The following is a 19,292-nucleotide window of genomic DNA, read 5'->3' as shown; positions in this document are numbered from 1 at the left end:
ATTTTTAAAGGGAGGTGTTTTTAAATACCTCCTTTTTGTTAATAATACATCTGAGTTTTTGAATTTATCCTTAAATTGAATTATGCAGGGTTTACATAAAAACAGGTATCAATTTGCTTTACTGGTGTTAGTGAATGCATTTGTTGGTGCAATGATTGGCCTGGAAAGATCAATCATGCCCAATTTCGGGAAACTGGAATTCGGTATCAATGCCAACACTGCCTTAATGTCTTTCATTGTTGCATTCGGTATCAGTAAATCCCTGAGTAATTATGCTGTAGCACAGCTTTCCAAAAAGCTAAGCCGTAAAACTATCCTGATCATTGGCTGGATTGCCGCACTTCCGGTACCATTTTTATTAATGTATGCTCCAGACTGGAACTGGGTTATCGCTGCTAATATTTTATTAGGGATAAACCAGGGTCTGGCCTGGAGTGCAACTGTAATTATGAAAATTGATCTTGTCGGATCAAAGAACCGCGGTCTGGCGATGGGGATCAATGAATTTGCAGGTTATCTCTCGGTAGGCCTTGCTGCCTGGCTGGCAAGTTCAATTGCACTGGATTATGGCTATGCATTTTTCCCATTTATCCCCGGAGTTATATTTTCAATAGCAGGATTATTAACCACAATTTTCCTTGTTAAGGATACTACCCATTTCGTAAATGCAGAAAGTCTGACTAGTAAAGTACCGCTGCTGGAGAATGTTTGGAAGGAAACAAGCTGGAAACATCAAAATTTGGGTTCAGTAACATTAAATGGTTTAGTAAATAATCTTAATGACGGGGTTGTCTGGGGTTTATTGCCAGTGCTGCTCATGCAAAAAGGTTTTGGAATAGGCCAGATTGGAATTATTGCAGGAATTTATCCTGCAGTATGGGGGATTTCGCAATTATTTACCGGAAAACTTGGGGACAGTCATTGTAAAAAACAGATTATCACTTCAGGTATGTTTTTGCAGGCTCTTGCCATCATCATCATGGCACTGGCAACTTCCTTACCCTTTTTAATTTTCGCATCGGTTTTGCTTGGATTCGGTACGGCACTGGTCTATCCTAACTTTCTATCGGTTGTAGCCGAAGGGACCCATCCATCACAGCGCGCCGAAAGCCTGAGTATCTTCAGATTATGGAGGGATAGTGGTTATGTTTTTGGTGCCATTTTAAGTGGGATATTAGCAGATGCCTTTGGAATTGTCAATGCCCTTTTCATTGTGGCGGTTATAACAGCTACAGCAGGAACGATAGCGAACCGGCGGATGTGCTGCACAAATAAGTTATTCTGGAAGAGTGATTATTGTGTGCCGGTTTATTAATTAAAGAGATATGAAACCGAATGAAATTTTAAACAGGGATCTTATCCTTCGTGAAAATCTGGCGATTGAAAGGACTGATATGGCCATTGACAGAACCCTTTTGGCTTTTGTGAGAACTTCCTTATATTTTGCTATCGCAGGTATGACGCTCAATAGCCTGCTAAATCTTAGCTACGGATGGTATCTGGAAATCGCTTTCTGGATAATCGCTTTGCTGATATTTTTTATCGGACTATACAGGTTTTATCATCAAAAACGAAAACTCAGAGATAGTCGAAAGCATATTGGGAATTATATCCCGGAAGACAAAAGCTAAATCTGAAATTTCATTTGTAACCTTTGTTACCCAAATCGCCGCAAGCAGTCCTTACTTTTGTTATATAATTTAGCATAACAACATATTCACATGAAAGAGATAATTTTTAGTAACTGGAACATCATCAGATTTCTACGTTTGGGAATTGGACTGGTGATCCTGGTTCAGGCCGTGATGGCTGCGGATATATTGTTTGGTCTGATAGGTTTACTTTTTACAGGAATGGCCGTTTTTAATGCCTCTTGTTGCGGTGCAGGTGCCTGTGCTGCTCCACCTGTAAAGAAGGATAATGGATCACAAGACATTAGCTATGAAGAAGTTAAATAAACAGCTATGACATTCAACGAATTAATACAATCAGACAAGCCGGTGCTTGTTGATTTTTTTGCAGAGTGGTGCGGACCATGTAAGGTTATGGCACCAATCTTGAAAGATGTAAAACAGGAAATAGGGGATGCCGTAAGCATCCTGAAAGTTGACGTCGATAAAAATCCCCAGGCAGCTGCTGCATATCAGGTACAGGGAGTTCCAACTTTGATATTATTTAAGCAGGGAAAGGTTTTATGGCGACAAAGTGGAGTCGTTCAGAAGAACGGATTAGTTGGAGTGATTAAAAAATTTACAGTTTAAAATAAGATAATGGGTATATTTAGTTGGCTATTTGGAAGATCTGCAAAGCAGGATCTTACCGGAATAATAAATGAAGGGGCATTTTTGGTTGATGTCAGATCTCCCCGTGAATTTTCTCAGAATCATGTAAAAGGTTCCGTAAATATTCCTCTTGACAGCATACCATCACAGTTGGCAAAATTCAAAAACAAGAAGCACATCATAGTCTTTTGCCGCAGCGGGAACAGAAGTTCTCAGGCAAAATCATATTTAGAGCAAAATGGTTTTACTAATGTTGTGAACGGTGGGACTGTAGAAATTGTTAATCAGTTTGTAAGTTAATTCTGAGTATCAGTGTACAGGTTTAAACACCAGACTGAAAGAATTTTAAAAAAAATAAAAAAATTATAATGAAAACAGTAATAGTTGATGTAAGAACAGCAGATGAGTTTAATCTGGATGGACATGCAGAAGGTAGTGTAAATTATCCTCTTGATAAAATTGAAACCTATGTAGATAGTTTGCGTGAGTTTGATAAAGTAATTTTGGTATGCAGAAGTGGTAACAGAGCCAATATTGCAAGAAGTATCCTTTTACAATCGGGTATTTCCAATATTGAGAATCAGGGAGCCTGGCAGAATGTTTCACTGAATTAATTTAATATTTGATCACAATGGAGACACTAAAAATTATAATTCCAACAGATTTTTCTGTTCAGGCAGAATTTGCTTACCTGATGGTGCAAAGGCTTGAAGAAAAAACCACAATAGATATTCATTTTTTGCATGTCTTGAACGTACCCGATACCGTTACATTAGATTCATCAGGAACTATTCAAACTTGTGGTGAGATTGATATTAACTATGTAACAAAGCAGAAGGATATTGCAGAAAGAAAACTTGCAAATCTGAAAGTATTGTATGGGGATCATATAAACACCCACCTGGTACTTGGAAAAACAACTGATGCGATTTTAAGATTTACAGAGTCGAATCACTTCGATCTGATTGTAATGGGGACCAAAGGTGCCACTGGGTTAAAAGAAAAACTTTCGGGTTCCGAAACTCAGATCATATCCCGTAAATCTAAGACACCATTACTTTCTCTGATGTGTGATCGCTCTGATCTTCAGATCCGGAATATTCTGCTGGTCCATAACTTTAGTCAGCCGGCTAAAGAAAATATGGATTTAATGCATAAACTAATAAAAGCATTTGATACCAAAATACACCTCCTGCAGATCACTTCGGGAAATGTTGATGCAGAAAAGGCAAAAGTTGAGTTTGAAATGGTTCAATTTGCTGAATTAAATGGTATTTCAAACTACCAATGTCATCTGATCAATGATAAAGATGTGGAGAAAGGTGTTATCCATTTCAATCAGATGATTAATATGGATATTGTTTGTATTGGTACTCATGGCAAAGGTGGTCTTTTCCATCAAAGCGCCACAGAGAAATTGATCAATCATCTCTTCAAGCCGATTATTTCTTTTCACTTAAACAACTAAAAAAAAGATAATGGAATTTATATTACAACCATGGTCCTGGTGGTTCTCGGGGATAATGATAGCAGCTATCATGTTCTTTTTATTGTATTTCGGTCAATCATTTGGATTTTCTTCAAATTTAAGGACGATCTGTGCAGCTGCAGGTCTGGGCAAATCAGCTAAATTTTTTGATTTCAACTGGAAAGCACAAACCTGGAATCTGGTTTTTCTTGTAGGTGCAATTCTGGGTGGTTTTATTACAAGGGAATTCCTTTCAACGGATGCTCCGGTTCTGATTTCTGAGGCAACTATTCAGGATTTATCCAAATTGGGTATTGCTGCTCCTGTATCCTTGCAACCTGTTGAACTTTTCGGACTTGATGCGGTTTTATCCATCAAAGGGTTTCTTCTCCTGGCTTTCGGAGGATTAATGGTTGGCTTTGGATCACGTTATGCCGGGGGATGTACTTCCGGCCACGCAATCAGTGGTTTATCGGATCTTCAGGTTCCATCATTGATAGCCGTAATGGGTTTTTTTATCGGGGGTTTGCTAATGACCTATTTATTTCTTCCTTTAATATTTTAAGATATGAAGTTTGTAAAATTTTTATTGCTGGGTATAGTTTTCGGTATCGTAATGACAAAATCTGAAGCAGTTTCCTGGTATAGGATACAGGAAATGTTCCGATTTCAGGCTTTTCATATGTACGGAATCATTGGAACTGCAGTTACCCTTGGAGTGGCAGGAGTAGCCTTAATCAAAAGGTTTCGTATGAGAGATTATCATGGTAACCCAATTATGTTCAATCCGAAAGAAAAATCCGTTTCACGATACCTTATTGGCGGATCGATCTTCGGACTCGGCTGGGCTTTGAGCGGTGCTTGTCCGGGACCTATGGTAGTGAATATCGGCTATGGTTACTGGGCGATGGCTATTGTGTTTTTCTTTGCAATAGTTGGAACCTACCTGTACGGACTAATCAAGAATAAATTACCTCACTAATATTTTAGGAAATGTCTCAGAAGCATGATGATGGCGATTTAACTAAGGATCTGTTTTCTGTTATAAGAAAGCTCATTAACTTATTGGTAATATTGATTGTAATTATTATTGCTCTTCCATTGGGCTCTTATCTGATCAATCTGCCAAAAAGACCTAAAGTCAAGCTAGAGGATACCCAGGCTGTAATAGCTGAAGTTAAATCTGTTGTTCAGGAATTTTGGATTGCACCTGAGGTCAATACTATCACTGATGCGGATCAAAAAGCAGAGGTTGAGTATGGAAAGCAACTTATCGCCCATACATCTCAATACCTTGGTCCAAATGGGTCTGTTATGCAGATCAGTAACGGGATGAATTGCCAGAACTGTCATTTGAAGGCTGGAACAGCAGTATTTGCAAATAATTATGGTTCAGTAGCTTCATTATATCCAAAATTCAGGGCAAGGAGTGGAACGGAGGAAAGTATTGAAAAGCGGGTGAATGATTGCTTTGAGAGGAGTTTAAACGGTTCGGCATTGGATACAGAAAGTAAAGAAATGAAGGCTATTGTTGCCTACATTAATTTTCTCGGTAGCAATGTAAAGAAGGGTGAAAAGGCTGCCGGTTCGGGCTTCAGGGATCTTGCCTATCTTGACAGGGCTGCTGATCCGGCTAAGGGCAAGGCGGTTTATACTTTAAAATGTGAGAGCTGCCACCAGTCAGATGGGGAAGGTTTTTTGAACTCTGATAAAACAGAGTACGCTTTCCCTCCACTCTGGGGAAAGAACAGTTATAATGATGGTGCAGGTTTATACCGCATATCAAACTTTGCTAAATATGTGAGAGATAATATGCCGCAAGGTGCTACTTATGAAAACCCGATACTGAGTGATGAAGAGGCCTGGGATGTTGCTGCCTATATTAATTCGCAAGCCCGCCCGCACGTAAATGTTCCAACTGACTGGCCCGATAAATCCAAAAAACCAATCGATCATCCTTTTGGACCTTATTCAGATAAGTTTACAGAAGAGCAGCATAAATTCGGACCATTCAAACCCATAGTGGAAGAACAAAAGAAGAGTGCAGAATTTTTAAAAAAGAATTTAGCCGTAAAGAATTAACAATATTAATTGAATTCCCAAACCAGGCAATATGGAAAATAACAGGAGGGGCTTTTTAAGAAAAATGGGTGCCATGAGTGCCGGTGCTGCTCTGGTTTCTGCAAATCCGCTTTTTGCGATTGCAAACGAGGCGTCAGAGAGTCTTGCAGTAGCAGAAAATCATGGGGAATTTACCCTTTCGATATTGCAAACTACGGATGTGCATTGTCAGATTCATCCACATGATGAACTTTTTTGGGAAAATGATCAGGCTGTTTTTCGTAAGACAGGAGGCTATGCTCATCTGGCAACTTATCTTAGAAAAGAGAAAAAAAAGAATCCAAATACCTTTATCATTGATACCGGGGATATGTTTCAGGGTAGTGAACTAGCTGTAAAAACCTCCGGTAAAGCAATGGTTCCGGTCTTAAATGAACTTGGTTACGACCTTTATTTACCGGGTAACTGGGAGGTGGTTTATTACAAAAAAGTCATGCAGACTTTATTGGGGGCATTAAATGCTCCGAAAGTTTGTGCCAATATGTATCATGATCTTGGAAATGGAAAAAAAGGGGAATTAATTTTTCAACCCTACCATATCTGGAATGTTGGAGGTGTTAAAATTGGTTTTCTTGGATATACAGATCCATTGGTTCCTGTACGTCAGTCGCCAAGTTATAGTAAAGGAATTATTTATACAAAGCCTGAAGAAAACCTGGCTCATTTTGTCGATGTTTTGCGTAATCAGGAGCAATGTGCCTATGTATTATTACTTTCCCACCTTGGCTTATCACAACAGATTCATTTGGCTAATCTGCCCGAATGTGAGGGTGTTGATTATATCTTAGGTGGCGATACGCATGAAAGGGTAAGAAAGCCAATTCAGTGTCGCTATTCAAAGGTAGTTGAACCGGGAGCTTTTGGTTCTTTTGTTGGAAAACTTGATCTCCGGATAAAAGATGGAAAGGTGATTGGGGATACCTATTCACTCGTTGAAATTGATTCACAAAAATATAAAGCTGATAAGGGGATTTCTAAATTAATAGATATTCATGAAGAGCCATTTGAAGATGATATCAATCATATTGCTGGCTATAGCACATTGCCGCTATATCGTTATTTTGTAATTGAAAATACAATAGATACCCTGATACTTGATGCCTTAAAATGGAAAATTAAAGAAGCTGATATTGTTTTATCCAATGGTTTTCGATTCTGTCCGCCGAATGCGAGTCCTGATAAAACAGGAAATATCCCGATTACAAACGGTTATATTTTTGATATGCTCCCTGTGGACAGTGTGGTTCGAACCGGCTCAGTTAGCGGGAAGCAAATATTCGATTGGCTTGAAAAAGAACTGAATAATGTTTTCGCCAAAGATGCTTCACAGCGGCTTGGAGGCTGGGTAATCAAGTTTAAAGGCATGAAAATTAGTTTTATGGCTTTTGAGGAATATGGACGTAGAGTTAAAGATGTGGAAGTTAACGGTATGCCATTGGATCTGGCTAAGACCTATAGAATCTGTGCATGTGAACGTGAAGGGGATCCTGAAGATATGCTCTGCCGTATGAGAGGGGTGGCCAACCCGATAAATACCAAATTTACATTACACTCTGTATTAAAAGAATATTTAAGTGTAAATTCACCGGTAACTCCTAGCCCTCCATTGTCTGCCAAGGTTTTAGATGCCCCTCAAACCCTTTTGACTCAGGTAACTGGTGTGGATTATCAATTTCGTTAACGAATTTAATACATAAAAAAATTTTAATCTTAATTAAAATTAATTTGATACAAATGAAAAAACTCCTTTTTATCCTTGTATTGTTTGTATTCTCAAATAGTATCAACGCTCAGAGTGTTTCTAAAGATCCCCGGGCCGATGCTTATAAAGGACTTAAGATTGTATTCCAGCTTACTTCAGCTGACACGCTTATTCATCAAACACTCATGAGTCAATTGAATAACTATTTTGGAGTAGCTCCTGATATGCAGGTAGAGGTAGTTTGTCATGGTGGGGGATTAGGAATGCTGGTGAAAAGTACTTCCGTTGTGCAGCAGGAGATCAAAGCTTATGCAGATAAGGGAGTAAGTTTTGTTGCCTGTGAGTTTGCAATGAAAAAAAGAAAAATTACACCAGACCAGTTAGTTGCCGGGGCAGGGACTGTTATTTCAGGGGTACTGGAAATAGCTAAAAAGCAGCAGGAAGGCTGGAGCTACATCAAACTCTAAAACCCTTTTAAATCATCTTATTTTAAACATTTTGAATATGAAAAATTTCATATATAGAATCCTTTTGCTAATATTTTTCCTGATTCCAACTATTGTATTAGCCCAGCATCAGGAAGTTTCTGAGCGTCCTGAAATGTACAAAGGCAAGGGGATGGATTCGGCAGACAGCAAGTCTGTATTAGGTGCTTTCAAAAATGGAAATGTGCAGGGTCATTTCAGGTATTTCAATATGATAACCCTGAATGAAAAGGATTTAACTGATTATTATGCGAATGCAGCCGGTGGGGGCCTGCGGTTCGAAACGGCAAAGTATCATAATTTCCAGTTCGGGATCAGCGGTTTTTATATTTTCAATATTGGATCTTCAGACCTGACGATTCCTGATCCACAGAGTGGACAGTATAATCGTTATGAAATAGGTCTTTTTGATCTTGAGGATGCTTCAAACAAGAAAGATATAGATCGTTTAGAAGAATTTTACCTGAAATATAATTACAAAAAGTCTTCTCTGATCTTTGGCCGGCAGTTGCTGAATACACCATTTATTAATCTTCAGGATGGAAGGATGCGACCAACCGGTGTGGAGGGCTTATGGGCAGAGATAAATGAAATAAAAGGAACCAAAATTGAAGCAGGCTGGTTATATGGTATTTCTCCGAGAAGTACTACTAAATGGTATAGCGTGGGTGAAACTATAGGGATCTATTCTACCGGTGTGAATCCAGATGGTACCCCATCACTATATAGCGGACAAATACATAGCAATGGAGTGGCTTTGGTAGGTGTAACTACAACGATTAACAAACAGATTAAACTGCTGGGCTGGAATATGTTCGCTGAGAACGTGTTTAACACGGCTATGTTGCAGACTGACATCTCATTACCTCTTAAAGATAATTCAACTCTGATGGCTTCGGCACAGGTTATTAGACAGGATGCTATAAATAATGGAGGTAATTCAAATCAGTCAGAAACCTATTTTTTAAAAGGAGCAAAATCATTGAGTTTCGGAGCAAAGTTAGCCTGGAAAAACAATGGATTAGAGACTTCTCTCAACTATAATCGTATCACAGCTCAGGGACGTTATTTAGTCCCAAGGGAATGGGGAAGGGATCCATTTTTTACTTTTCTACCACGCGAGCGAAATGAAGGATTCGGAGACCTGGATGCTGTAATGGCTAAAGTGAATTACAGCTTCCCAAAATCTGGATTCAAAACTTCTGTTGCAGCAGGATATTATCATTTGCCTGATACAAAGAATTATAACTTGAATAAGTATGGGATGCCCTCATATACTCAGATAAATACCGATATTAGATATACCTTTACAAATACCTTAAAGGGGTTAGAAGCTCAGCTTCTGCTCGTTGCCAAATTAAACAATGGTGAAACTTATGGTAACAAGCGATTAATTATCAATAAAGTAAATATGGTACAGTCTAATTTTGTATTAAACTTTCATTTTTGATGTTAGCAAATCTGGATATATTCAAGAGTATTTTCGAACCTCAGTTAATACAGGAAATACAACAGTTCGGAATCCTTCAAACCTTTAAAGAAGGGGATTTAATCATGGACTATGGTAAATATGTCCGGATGATGCCTATTGTACTGAAAGGGACAGTGAAAGTTTATCGTTTGGATGAGAAACAAAATGAAATCCTGCTTTATTATCTCTCAAGTAATGACAGTTGCTCTATGGCATATAGCTGCTGTCTGGAAGCAAAAAAAAGTGAGGTAAAAGCTGTTGCCGAGGATAATGTTGAGCTGATTGCGATCCCGCATATTAAGCTGGATGACTGGCTTTGTACCTATCCAAGCTGGAAGAACTATATCATGCGTAGTTTTAATGAACGTTTTATAGAGTTATTAAAATCGATCGAGAGTATTGCTTTTCATAAGCTTGACGAACGTCTGATTGGATACCTGAAAGAGAAGCAGCGTTTGAGCGGTTCAAGTGTGATTAAGACATCCCACGGACTAATTGCAGATGAGCTGGCGACTAGTCGTGTGGTGATATCACGTTTATTAAAACAACTTGAAAACGATAAAAAAATTATTCTTTATCGCAACGAAATTAAATTGCTCGCTTCGTTTAGCTGATATTATCCCAAATAATGAAGTGCGCTCAATAAGCCTGCATAGAGAAGTATCATTATTATCGCATCTATCCCTAAAGCAAATCGTTTTTTTGGTGATCCAAATAATATACTGATACTAATAACACAAGTCATCAATAATGCCACCAAAGCACTTAGTGCATGGTTAGGATTTGTTGCCAACAATATCGGTCCATCAGTATAAATCAAATCGTCAATAGCCAGAATGAACATATTGAATATATTGGCACCCAGCAAATTCCCTACCGCCAGATCAATACTTCCCATTCTGACAGCGGCAATACAAACCACCAATTCTGGTAATGAAGTAGAGCCGGCAACGAGCAATGTCCCAATAAATGACTCGGAAATTCCTGTTTCCTGTGCTAATTTTTCAGCAAAATATGGCAGAGCCAGAGCAGCAGCTACGATAAGTACTGCATAAATCAGAAATTGAAGTATTGCCTTTTTTAATAAGATTTTTGTCTCTTGTGTTCGAGTTGCGTTTGAGGAGCTATCAACTGCTCTTTTTTGATTCTTATCATTTTCAAAAATGATACGTATAGAAATTAGATAAATGATGATTATGATTACTGGAAAAATCCCGAACCATTCGTTCTCTGGTAATAATTTACCAAAATTGATTTCAATTACTGATAATGTAATCAGGATCATTCCTAAGAATCCAGCCAGAATATGACTTTTAGTAACTACTGAAGAGATAGGTTTCCCAGGAACAAAATAATCCAGAAAGGCAAGAATAGCGAGATTTAATGCACAACTTCCAAACACAGCTCCCACAGCAATATCAGGCTTTTCTAGAATAAGTATAGAACTGAATCCAGAAAATAATTCAGGCAGGGTTGTAACTGCCGACATTAGAATTAATCCAATCCAGGCTTTTCCAAGTCCACTTAAATCAGCAATTAGATCTCCATATTTTGAAAGTCTTACCCCTGAAAAAACAATTAATAGTGCGCAGGAAAGAAAGCCAGCAAAGCTTAGAATAATTGAGTCCAATTTAAATTTTATATTAAGCGGTAAAATTTAAGAATTCTTTCCAAATTAAGATATTCTATTTATTTGACCTATACTTTAAGAATATAATTTCAGATATTGCTATTCGCTATTGAAAGGATAAAAGGAATAATTATAAATGAAGAATTTTTTAGATCAGAATTTTTTACTGGAGACCAGTACTGCCCAGATATTATTTCAGGAATATGCCGCTGCTTTACCAATTATAGATTATCATTGCCATCTCCCCCCTGATCAGATTGCTGCAAATTCAAATTTTGAAAACCTTACCCAAATCTGGCTATATGGGGATCATTATAAGTGGCGTGCCATGAGGGCCAATGGCATCCCTGAAAAGTATATCACTGGTGATGCCAGCGACTGGGAGAAATTTGAAAAATGGGCAGAAACTGTACCTTTTACTTTCAGAAACCCTCTCTATCACTGGACCCATCTGGAATTACAGCGTTATTTTGATATTTACGAAATTCTTTCGCCTGCAACTGCAAGACAGATTTATGATGAATGCAGTGCAAAACTTAAAACACCCGAATATTCAATTCAACGGATGATTGAAAGAATGAATGTAGAAAGTATAGGAACCACCGACGATCCGCTGGATGACCTGGTTTTCCATCAGAAAATCAAAGCCGATGGCTTTTCTGTGAAAGTTCGGCCCTCTTTCAGGCCTGATAAAGCTATGAATGCAGATAATTTGGGCGAGCTTCAGGCATACATCCTAAAGTTGGCAGCTGTTTCTGGTTTTGAAATAAATACTTTCAGTCAGTATTTGCTTGCATTAAAAAGTAGACACGATCATTTTGCAGAGAATGATTGTGTTGTTTCAGATCATGGTCTGGAACAACTCTGTTATGAAGATTATACAGATTCAGAAATAGACCAAATATTTATTAAAATCCTTAACCGGGGGGCTCTCAGCCCCATCGAGATACTTAAGTTTAAGTCATGTATGCTTCTCAATCTGGCTCATTGGGATCATGAAAAAGGCTGGGTTCAGCAATATCACCTTGGGGCTATACGGAATAATAATTCAAGATTACTTTCCGAGCTAGGCCCCGATACCGGCTTTGATTCCATGGGCGATTTCTCACAGTCGCGAGGCATGTCCAGATTTTTAAATAAACTTGATTCAACCAACAGACTTGCAAAAACCATAATTTACAATCTCAATCCTGCTGATAATGAGATGTTTGCTACAATGGCGGGCAATTTCAATGATGGAACTGTGCCGGGTAAAATCCAGTTCGGTTCAGCCTGGTGGTTTCTGGATCAGAAATTCGGGATGGTTGATCAGATTAATTCACTCTCAAGTATGGGTTTGTTAAGTCGTTTTGTTGGAATGATTACTGATTCCAGAAGCTTTATGTCCTATCCAAGGCATGAATATTTCAGAAGAATTTTGTGTAATCTGATTGGGAATGATGTTGAGAACGGGGAATTGCCCAACGATATTCAATGGTTGGGGAAAATGGTTCAGAATATTTGTTACTTTAACGCTAAGAATTACTTTAAATCATAGGGGATTGGATACCCCATTTTAACGAGCTTAATTATCGATCTGTATGCAAAAAATGACTAACTATCGCTGGACGATATGCTCATTGGTGTTCTTCGCTACTACTATCAACTATCTTGATCGTCAGGTAATCAGTCTGTTAAAACCATACCTTGAAAAGGAATTTAATTGGTCTGAAACTGATTATTCAAATGTTGTAGCTGCTTTTCAACTGGCCTATGCTCTTGGAATGCTGGGGGTTGGAAGTATCATCGACAGGATTGGGAGTAAAATGGGTTATGCGGTATCACTTATATTATGGAGTATAGCCGCAATTATGCATGCATTTGTAAAGACCACTTTCGGATTTGTGATGGTACGCGCATTTTTAGGGGTCACCGAAGCTGGTAACTTTCCGGCAGCTATTAAAGTTGTCGCAGAATGGTTCCCAAAACGCGAAAGAGCATTTGCAACAGGTATATTTAATAGCGGTACGAACATTGGGGCTGTCATTGCACCTCTTATTGTTCCCTGGTTGGCTGTAACTTACAGCTGGCAAATGGCCTTCATTATTACAGGAGCGGTTGGTTTTCTATGGTTGATTTTCTGGTTCCTTCTTTATGAAACACCGGAAAGGCATAAAGGTATCTCAGCTTCAGAACTTGCGCATATAAATAGCGATGAGGAATCTGCAATCCCCAATGAAGGTGAAGCCGAAGCAGTAATTCCCTGGAAACAACTTTTAACGTATAAACAAACATGGGCTTACGCTGTTGGAAAATTTCTTTCAGATGGAGTATGGTGGTTTTTTCTGTTTTGGCTTCCGGCATTTTTGATTTCAGAGTATGGATTGGTAGGGCTTGAGGTGAGTATTCCTGTTGCTGTGGTCTATTTGATTGCGGGAATCGGGAGTATAGCTGGAGGATGGTTGCCAATGTGGTTCAGTAAAAATAAGGGTTGGTCTATGGTCAGATCACGTAAAACCTCTATGCTTATCTATGCTACCATCCCTTTAATGGTCATGTTCTCGCAATGGGCAGGTTCATTTAATATGTGGTATGCAGTAATCATTATTGGAATCGGAATGTCAGCACATCAGGCATGGTCGGCTAACATTATGACTACGGTTTCGGATATGTTCCCCAAAACTTCCATTGGTGCAGTTATAGGAATTGGTGGTATGTTCGGAGGTTTTGGAAATATTATGGTTGCAAAGAGTGCAGGTTATTTGCTTGATTATTATAAGGCTGCCGGAGATATTCAAACTGGCTATTATATGTTGTTTCTCTTTTGTGGAACTGCCTATCTGATCGCCTGGTTTCTAATGTTCAGGGTTTTGGTTCCTAAAATGACTCCAATAAAGCCTCATATGAAGAAGATAGAGTAACATTATTCCACACCTCATTACATTATTTGTATTATTGAGCTATTTATTTTACTTTTCGATATGCCGACCGTGTTAAACATCTCGGAAGGGTATAAATCATAAAGAACATTATTTATTAATATGAAAACAGATCAGAACCGTAGAACGTTCATCAGAACAACAGCACTTGCTGCTGCAGGAATTGGAATTGGTGCTAATAGCTTTGCAGAAAGTCTTTACACCTCATCAAGGTATGGAGCTGCAGTTGGTAGCCGGGTTGGGATCATTGGCTTAGATACTTCCCATGTAATCGCTTTCACTAAAGCCCTGAATAGCCCAAATCCTGGTCCGGAGTATAGTGGATTTAAAGTCGTAGCGGCATATCCGTATGGCAGCAAGGATATAAAAAGTAGTTATGAACGCATACCCGGTTACATTGAAGATGTAAAAAAAATGGGCGTTGAAATTACCGATTCAATTGCGAGTCTCTTAGATAAAGTGGATTTTGTACTTCTTGAAACCAATGATGGACGTTTACATCTTGAACAGGCATTACAGGTGATCGCTGCTGGTAAGCGCTTCTTTATTGATAAACCGATAGCAGCTTCACTTGCAGATGCTTCTGCAATATTTTCTGCGGCTAAAAAGGCTAATGTAGGCGTATTCTCTGCTTCTTCATTAAGATATTCTGTTGGGGCACAAGAGATTGCCGGCGGAAAGTACGGAAAAGTACTGGGTGCTGAAACTTTTAGTCCGTGTCATTTGGAGAGTACACATCCTGATCTTTTTTGGTATGGTATCCATGGGGTGGAAACACTGTTCACCGTAATGGGACCAGGATGTAAGCAAGTGGTCAGAGCAAGTTCACCTGACGTGGATGTTGTTGTTGGAACCTGGAATGATGGAAGGGTTGGTACTTTCCGTGGACTACGTTCAGGGAAACTTGGTTATGGTGGTACTGTATTCACAGAAAAAGCAACTGTTCAGATTGGTGAATATGGAGGGTATAACCCGTTATTAAAACAGATAACAGATTTTTTCAAAACCGGGATAGTTCCAGTAAGTTCAGTGGATACTCTTGATATGTGTGCTTTCATGGAAGCTGCAGATGAAAGTAAACGTAAAGGTGGAAAGCCTGTAAGTCTGGCTGCGATGTATGCCAGAGTGCCAAAGAAAAGCAGATAATTCACAACAGAAAAATGGAGAATAAAGATCAATCGCGAAGAAAGTTTATCGCTACTGGTGCTTTGGCATTGACAGGCCTTACGGCCTTTGGATCTGAGGGATTTGATTTCAATCAGCCGGCTCAAACTGATAAGGTACGTGTCGGACTGATTGGCTCCGGTAGTCGAGGTTTGGGACTTGCCCAGACTCTGGCAAACGTTCGTAATATTGAGCTTGTAGCTTGCTGCGATATTGTCGAAGCACATCTAAAAGCGGGCTTGAGGCTTGCAGATAAAGATGCCAAAGGATATTTTGATTATCAGAAACTGATAGATGATCCAAACGTTCGTGCGGTGATCATTGCAACACCACTTCATTTACATTTTCCAATGGCTGTAGCTGCTTTAAATGCTGGGAAGCATGTTTATGTAGAGAAAACGATGGCTTATGATATACCTCAGACTCTTCATCTGGTAAAATTGGTAGATCAATCAAAGCTGGTATTTCAGGTTGGGCATCAATACAGGTATTATTCCTTGTATCATAGGGTTAAAGAGATCATTAAGGAAGGATGGATAGGAAAGGTATTTCATTATGAGTGCCAGTATAACCGGAATGATAGCTGGCGTAAACCTGTCAGTGACCCCAAAATGGAGCGTGCTATTAACTGGAAGATGTATAAGGAATATTGCGGGGGACTTCTTTCTGAGCTTAGTGCACATGAAATCGACATGGTTAATATGATTGAGGATAGTCATCCTGTTAAAGTTACCGGATTCGGGGGAATTGATTTCTGGAAAGACGGCCGGGATAATTTTGATAATATCCGATTGGTTTATGAGTATCCGGGCGGTGTAAAATCCAGTGTTACATCAATACTTACAAATGAATACAAAGGTTATTCCATTCGTATTCTTGGAACTAAAGGCACGATTGAGATATTAAGGGACAGGGCATTCATTTATCCTGAAGCAAAAACTAAAACCATCGGAACAGTTGATGGGGTAACAGGGGCAACTGTTGAAGTTTCACCGGGAGGTACAGGACAGCCTGTTGTTTTTCATAAAGATAGTCTGGTGCTGGATCCAACAGTTTATGCCCTTCGTGATTTTGCTGAATGTATTTTAACAGGTAAGAAGCCAGCCTCTAATGTCAGAACCGGCAAGGATGTAGCTATTGCTGTACATATGGGAAATAAAGCTGCTGAAACCGAAACAACACAGTACTGGAAAACTGAATATGATATTTAGCTTCCAATAGAAATAAAAAAATATTAAACATAGGTTTGATCGCCATTAATTAATAAACATGAAAAATTCAGATTCCCGCCGGGATTTTATTAAAAAGACAGTCACCGGTGCTGCCGCAATATCTTTTGGAGGTGTTTTGCCCGGATTTAGTGCAAGCAGCTATTCAAAAATTATGGGCGCAAATGAGCGTATTCAGGTTGCAATGATGGGTGTGAATAGTCGTGGACTTGCACTCTCGTCAAACTTTGCTGCTCAAAAGAATTGTGAAATTCGTTATGTCTGTGACGTAGATAAACGTGCAAGCGAAAAATGTATCAGCACTGTAACGAAGATACAGAACTCGCAGCCGATGGATCAGCCTGACTTTAGAAAGGCTCTTGAAGATAAACAGCTTGATGCCCTTGTGATTGCTGCACCTGACCACTGGCATGCGCCGGCAGCTCTGCTTGCCTCGGCAGCCGGAAAACATGTTTACCTTGAAAAGCCTTGCAGCCATAATCCGCACGAAGGGGAACTTCTTGTGGCAGCTGCCAATAAATATAAAAATGTGATTCAGATGGGTAATCAGCGCCGTTCATGGCCGAATGTTGCTGCCGGTATCGCTGAATTGCACGGAGGAATTATTGGTCGACCTTATTTTGCAAAAACCTGGTATACTAATAACCGGCCATCCATAGGAGTGGGTAAAATTACCGCTGTTCCTGAATGGCTGAATTATGATCTTTGGCAGGGCCCTGCACCACGACGTGAGTTTAAGGATAATCTTATCCATTATAACTGGCATTGGTTCTGGCACTGGGGTACCGGAGAAGCCCTGAATAATGGGACACATATGATCGATCTTGCCCGTTGGGGCCTTCAGGTTGAATATCCAACGAAAGTAAGTTCTGCCGGTGGAAGATATCGTTACCAGGATGATTGGGAAGCTCCTGATACTCAGAATATTAATATAGAGTTTGGGAATAAGTCAACCATAACATGGGAAGGCAGAAGTTGTAATCCATTTCCAATTGAAGGCAATACTGTAGGTGTTATATTTTATGGTGAGAATGGCACCTTAGTGATAGGGGGTGGTAATGCATATAAAGCTTTTGATTTGAAAAACAATCTTATTAAGGAAGCCAAGAACGAAATAAAAGTTGATACCAGCAGTCTGACCAGTCCTTCGCAGCAATTGGACGCTTTTCATATTCAAAATTTCTTTAGCGGTATAAAGAGCGGAACCCCGCTGGCAGCAGATATTTATGGTGGACACCAAAGTACTCTGTTATGTCAGCTTGGTAATATTGCTCAGCGCACCGGCAGGACATTAAATATTGATCCTAAAAATGGTCATATTTTAAATGATAGGGGTGCGATGAAACTTTGGAAAAGAGAGTATCAGAAGGGCTGGGAACCGAAAGTATAAACTGAAGCCCCAGAGCCGAATTAAAGATCTAAGCCTTATTTTCTCAATTTTTGATAGTGGTAAATCATGATTTTACATTTCAGCTTCATTTCATTGAAATGATTTGGTATTAAAAATTAGGAAATAATGACTATAATTTCAAAGCCAGGAATTGGAATTTACCGCTGGAAGATCTGCGCAATGCTGTTCCTGGCTACCACAATTAATTTTGTAGACCGACAGGTTCTGGGTATTCTGGCACCGCAGCTTCAAAAGGAATTCGCCTGGTCTGATTCAGAATATGGTTTTATTGTTTCCTCCTTTCAGGCGGCCTATGCAATAGGTTTCCTTCTTATGGGACACCTGCTCGATAAAATCGGAACCCGTATGGGAGCTACAATTGCGATAGGATTCTGGAGCATCGCCACAATGATGCATGCGCTTGTTGCTTCCCTTTTTGGATTTGCAGCAGTTCGTTTTCTCCTTGGCTTAGGTGAGGCCGGAAATTTTCCTTCAGCTTTAAAGGCCGTTTCTGAATGGTTTCCAAGGAAGGAACGGGCTTTGGCAACAGGTATTTTTGTTTCCGGAGCGAGTGTTGGTGCAATTGTTGCCCCTCTGGTCGTTCCATTTATCGCTATTAATTACGGATGGCAGATGACTTTTGTCATTACCGGAGCAATAGGTTTTGTCTGGATAATCTTCTGGATGATGATGTACCACTTACCACAGGATCATCCAACACTTGGAAAGGCAGAACTGGAATACATAACAAGTGATCCTGTGGAACCTCAGATAAAGATTCCCTGGCTGCACTTATTGAGGTACAGGCAGACCTGGGCTTTTGCCTTTGGTGCATTCATGACTCACCCTATTTTTTCCTTTTTCCTTTTCTTTTTGCCAAAGTTTTTTTTTAGTAACTACGGAATTGGTATTGAGAAAATTGGCCCTATCCTGATCATAATCTATCTGATGTCTGATTTTGGCAGCATAATTGGCGGATGGGCCTCCTCTGCTTTAATTAAGCGTGGATGGTCTGTCAATAAAAGTCGTAAAACTACCATGTTTGCATCAGCATTATGTGTTATTCCGGTTTACTTTGCAGCACAGACTTCGGAAATGTGGCTTGCTGTAGGCCTCATAGGGCTGGCTCTGGCAGCACATTCTGCCTGGTCTGCAAACCTGTTTACACTTACTACCGATATGTTTCCCAAACAGGTAGTGGGTTCTGTTGTGGGCATAGGCAGTATGCTGGGTGCAGTTGGCGGGATGTTCGGTGCTACTATAGGCGGCTTTCTGTTACAAACGACCGGAAGCTATGTTTCCTTATTCATTTTCGCAGGGTGTGCCTACCTGATTGCCTTTACAGGAATACAATTACTTTCGCCTAAATTAAAATCAATAAGCTTAGAGAAAATTATATAATAGGTAAGAGAAATTTTAGGCTAATCTGACT

Annotated in this window: 21 protein-coding genes; 20 read left to right on the top strand and 1 reads right to left on the bottom strand. The window is 39.5% G+C overall.

Annotated features, from left to right (window positions below):
• The first annotated feature begins 82 nt into the window (after positions 1–82).
• From Q8S11_RS01000 to Q8S11_RS00935, 14 genes are all read left to right on the top strand, one after another.
• Complete coding sequence (locus Q8S11_RS01000; protein ID WP_305660211.1) at positions 83–1,315, top strand: MFS transporter; 1,233 nt, start codon at positions 83–85, stop codon at positions 1,313–1,315.
• Between the two features lie 10 nt (positions 1,316–1,325).
• Complete coding sequence (locus Q8S11_RS00995) at positions 1,326–1,631, top strand: DUF202 domain-containing protein (protein ID WP_305660210.1); 306 nt, start codon at positions 1,326–1,328, stop codon at positions 1,629–1,631.
• 90 nt (positions 1,632–1,721) lie between these two features.
• On the top strand, positions 1,722–1,958 hold the full coding sequence (locus Q8S11_RS00990; RefSeq protein WP_305660209.1) for a hypothetical protein: 237 nt from the start codon (positions 1,722–1,724) through the stop codon (positions 1,956–1,958).
• A gap of 6 nt (positions 1,959–1,964) precedes the next feature.
• Complete coding sequence (gene trxA / locus Q8S11_RS00985; protein ID WP_305660208.1) at positions 1,965–2,261, top strand: thioredoxin; 297 nt, start codon at positions 1,965–1,967, stop codon at positions 2,259–2,261.
• Positions 2,262–2,270: 9 nt separating this feature from the next.
• Positions 2,271–2,582: a rhodanese-like domain-containing protein gene (locus Q8S11_RS00980; RefSeq protein WP_305660207.1), complete on the top strand. Its 312-nt coding sequence runs from the start codon at positions 2,271–2,273 to the stop codon at positions 2,580–2,582.
• 68 nt (positions 2,583–2,650) lie between these two features.
• Positions 2,651–2,896, top strand: coding sequence for a rhodanese-like domain-containing protein (locus tag Q8S11_RS00975; RefSeq protein WP_305660206.1), 246 nt, complete (start codon positions 2,651–2,653; stop codon positions 2,894–2,896).
• A 17-nt stretch (positions 2,897–2,913) separates the two neighbouring features.
• Entirely contained in the window at positions 2,914–3,750 is an 837-nt protein-coding gene (locus tag Q8S11_RS00970) for a universal stress protein (protein WP_305660205.1), read from the top strand.
• 10 nt (positions 3,751–3,760) lie between these two features.
• Positions 3,761–4,315 (top strand): YeeE/YedE family protein, encoded by a 555-nt coding sequence (locus Q8S11_RS00965; protein WP_305660204.1) that lies wholly within the window; start codon positions 3,761–3,763, stop codon positions 4,313–4,315.
• A gap of 3 nt (positions 4,316–4,318) precedes the next feature.
• Complete coding sequence (locus Q8S11_RS00960; RefSeq protein ID WP_305660203.1) at positions 4,319–4,732, top strand: DUF6691 family protein; 414 nt, start codon at positions 4,319–4,321, stop codon at positions 4,730–4,732.
• A gap of 11 nt (positions 4,733–4,743) precedes the next feature.
• A complete protein-coding gene (locus Q8S11_RS00955) occupies positions 4,744–5,832 on the top strand; it encodes a c-type cytochrome (RefSeq protein ID WP_305660202.1) in 1,089 nt (362 codons plus the stop codon).
• A 31-nt stretch (positions 5,833–5,863) separates the two neighbouring features.
• Entirely contained in the window at positions 5,864–7,552 is a 1,689-nt protein-coding gene (locus Q8S11_RS00950; protein WP_305660201.1) for a bifunctional UDP-sugar hydrolase/5'-nucleotidase, read from the top strand.
• Positions 7,553–7,605: 53 nt separating this feature from the next.
• Positions 7,606–8,040, top strand: coding sequence for a DsrE family protein (locus Q8S11_RS00945; RefSeq protein WP_305660200.1), 435 nt, complete (start codon positions 7,606–7,608; stop codon positions 8,038–8,040).
• A 37-nt stretch (positions 8,041–8,077) separates the two neighbouring features.
• Positions 8,078–9,508, top strand: coding sequence for an OprD family outer membrane porin (locus tag Q8S11_RS00940; protein WP_305660199.1), 1,431 nt, complete (start codon positions 8,078–8,080; stop codon positions 9,506–9,508).
• A complete protein-coding gene (locus Q8S11_RS00935) occupies positions 9,508–10,143 on the top strand; it encodes a Crp/Fnr family transcriptional regulator (RefSeq protein WP_305660198.1) in 636 nt (211 codons plus the stop codon). The genes Q8S11_RS00940 and Q8S11_RS00935 overlap by 1 nt, the downstream gene beginning before the upstream one ends.
• A 2-nt stretch (positions 10,144–10,145) precedes the next feature.
• Here the strand turns inward: Q8S11_RS00935 and Q8S11_RS00930 are convergent, their stop codons facing one another.
• Positions 10,146–11,159, bottom strand: coding sequence for a sodium:calcium antiporter (locus Q8S11_RS00930; protein WP_305660197.1), 1,014 nt, complete (start codon positions 11,157–11,159; stop codon positions 10,146–10,148).
• 136 nt (positions 11,160–11,295) lie between these two features.
• Here Q8S11_RS00930 and uxaC point away from each other — a divergent pair, with 136 nt between their 5' ends.
• From uxaC to Q8S11_RS00900, 6 genes are all read left to right on the top strand, one after another.
• On the top strand, positions 11,296–12,696 hold the full coding sequence (uxaC, locus tag Q8S11_RS00925; RefSeq protein ID WP_305660196.1) for a glucuronate isomerase: 1,401 nt from the start codon (positions 11,296–11,298) through the stop codon (positions 12,694–12,696).
• A gap of 52 nt (positions 12,697–12,748) precedes the next feature.
• On the top strand, positions 12,749–14,059 hold the full coding sequence (locus Q8S11_RS00920; protein ID WP_305660195.1) for an MFS transporter: 1,311 nt from the start codon (positions 12,749–12,751) through the stop codon (positions 14,057–14,059).
• A gap of 120 nt (positions 14,060–14,179) precedes the next feature.
• Positions 14,180–15,223, top strand: a complete 1,044-nt coding sequence (locus Q8S11_RS00915; protein WP_305660194.1) for a Gfo/Idh/MocA family protein — start codon at positions 14,180–14,182, stop codon at positions 15,221–15,223.
• 14 nt (positions 15,224–15,237) lie between these two features.
• A complete protein-coding gene (locus Q8S11_RS00910) occupies positions 15,238–16,452 on the top strand; it encodes a Gfo/Idh/MocA family protein (RefSeq protein ID WP_305660193.1) in 1,215 nt (404 codons plus the stop codon).
• 58 nt (positions 16,453–16,510) lie between these two features.
• A complete protein-coding gene (locus Q8S11_RS00905) occupies positions 16,511–17,860 on the top strand; it encodes a Gfo/Idh/MocA family protein (protein WP_305660192.1) in 1,350 nt (449 codons plus the stop codon).
• Between the two features lie 126 nt (positions 17,861–17,986).
• Positions 17,987–19,261, top strand: coding sequence for an MFS transporter (locus Q8S11_RS00900; RefSeq protein ID WP_305660191.1), 1,275 nt, complete (start codon positions 17,987–17,989; stop codon positions 19,259–19,261).
• The last annotated feature ends 31 nt before the right edge of the window (positions 19,262–19,292 follow it).

The organism is Daejeonella sp., assembly GCF_030695525.1.
Taxonomy (GTDB): Bacteria; Bacteroidota; Bacteroidia; order Sphingobacteriales; family Sphingobacteriaceae; genus Daejeonella.
This window is presented reverse-complemented; position numbering and strand designations above follow the sequence as displayed.

Coding starts and splice junctions, on each gene's coding strand:
- Q8S11_RS00935 (WP_305660198.1), top strand. CDS start 9,508: ATGTTAGCAAATCTGGATATATTCAAGAGTATTTTCGAACCTCAGTTA.
- Q8S11_RS00995 (WP_305660210.1), top strand. CDS start 1,326: ATGAAACCGAATGAAATTTTAAACAGGGATCTTATCCTTCGTGAAAAT.
- Q8S11_RS00950 (WP_305660201.1), top strand. CDS start 5,864: ATGGAAAATAACAGGAGGGGCTTTTTAAGAAAAATGGGTGCCATGAGT.
- uxaC (WP_305660196.1), top strand. CDS start 11,296: ATGAAGAATTTTTTAGATCAGAATTTTTTACTGGAGACCAGTACTGCC.
- trxA (WP_305660208.1), top strand. CDS start 1,965: ATGACATTCAACGAATTAATACAATCAGACAAGCCGGTGCTTGTTGAT.
- Q8S11_RS00905 (WP_305660192.1), top strand. CDS start 16,511: ATGAAAAATTCAGATTCCCGCCGGGATTTTATTAAAAAGACAGTCACC.
- Q8S11_RS00980 (WP_305660207.1), top strand. CDS start 2,271: ATGGGTATATTTAGTTGGCTATTTGGAAGATCTGCAAAGCAGGATCTT.
- Q8S11_RS00965 (WP_305660204.1), top strand. CDS start 3,761: ATGGAATTTATATTACAACCATGGTCCTGGTGGTTCTCGGGGATAATG.
- Q8S11_RS00940 (WP_305660199.1), top strand. CDS start 8,078: ATGAAAAATTTCATATATAGAATCCTTTTGCTAATATTTTTCCTGATT.
- Q8S11_RS00960 (WP_305660203.1), top strand. CDS start 4,319: ATGAAGTTTGTAAAATTTTTATTGCTGGGTATAGTTTTCGGTATCGTA.
- Q8S11_RS00970 (WP_305660205.1), top strand. CDS start 2,914: ATGGAGACACTAAAAATTATAATTCCAACAGATTTTTCTGTTCAGGCA.
- Q8S11_RS00920 (WP_305660195.1), top strand. CDS start 12,749: ATGACTAACTATCGCTGGACGATATGCTCATTGGTGTTCTTCGCTACT.
- Q8S11_RS00990 (WP_305660209.1), top strand. CDS start 1,722: ATGAAAGAGATAATTTTTAGTAACTGGAACATCATCAGATTTCTACGT.
- Q8S11_RS00915 (WP_305660194.1), top strand. CDS start 14,180: ATGAAAACAGATCAGAACCGTAGAACGTTCATCAGAACAACAGCACTT.
- Q8S11_RS00910 (WP_305660193.1), top strand. CDS start 15,238: ATGGAGAATAAAGATCAATCGCGAAGAAAGTTTATCGCTACTGGTGCT.
- Q8S11_RS00955 (WP_305660202.1), top strand. CDS start 4,744: ATGTCTCAGAAGCATGATGATGGCGATTTAACTAAGGATCTGTTTTCT.
- Q8S11_RS00945 (WP_305660200.1), top strand. CDS start 7,606: ATGAAAAAACTCCTTTTTATCCTTGTATTGTTTGTATTCTCAAATAGT.
- Q8S11_RS01000 (WP_305660211.1), top strand. CDS start 83: ATGCAGGGTTTACATAAAAACAGGTATCAATTTGCTTTACTGGTGTTA.
- Q8S11_RS00975 (WP_305660206.1), top strand. CDS start 2,651: ATGAAAACAGTAATAGTTGATGTAAGAACAGCAGATGAGTTTAATCTG.
- Q8S11_RS00900 (WP_305660191.1), top strand. CDS start 17,987: ATGACTATAATTTCAAAGCCAGGAATTGGAATTTACCGCTGGAAGATC.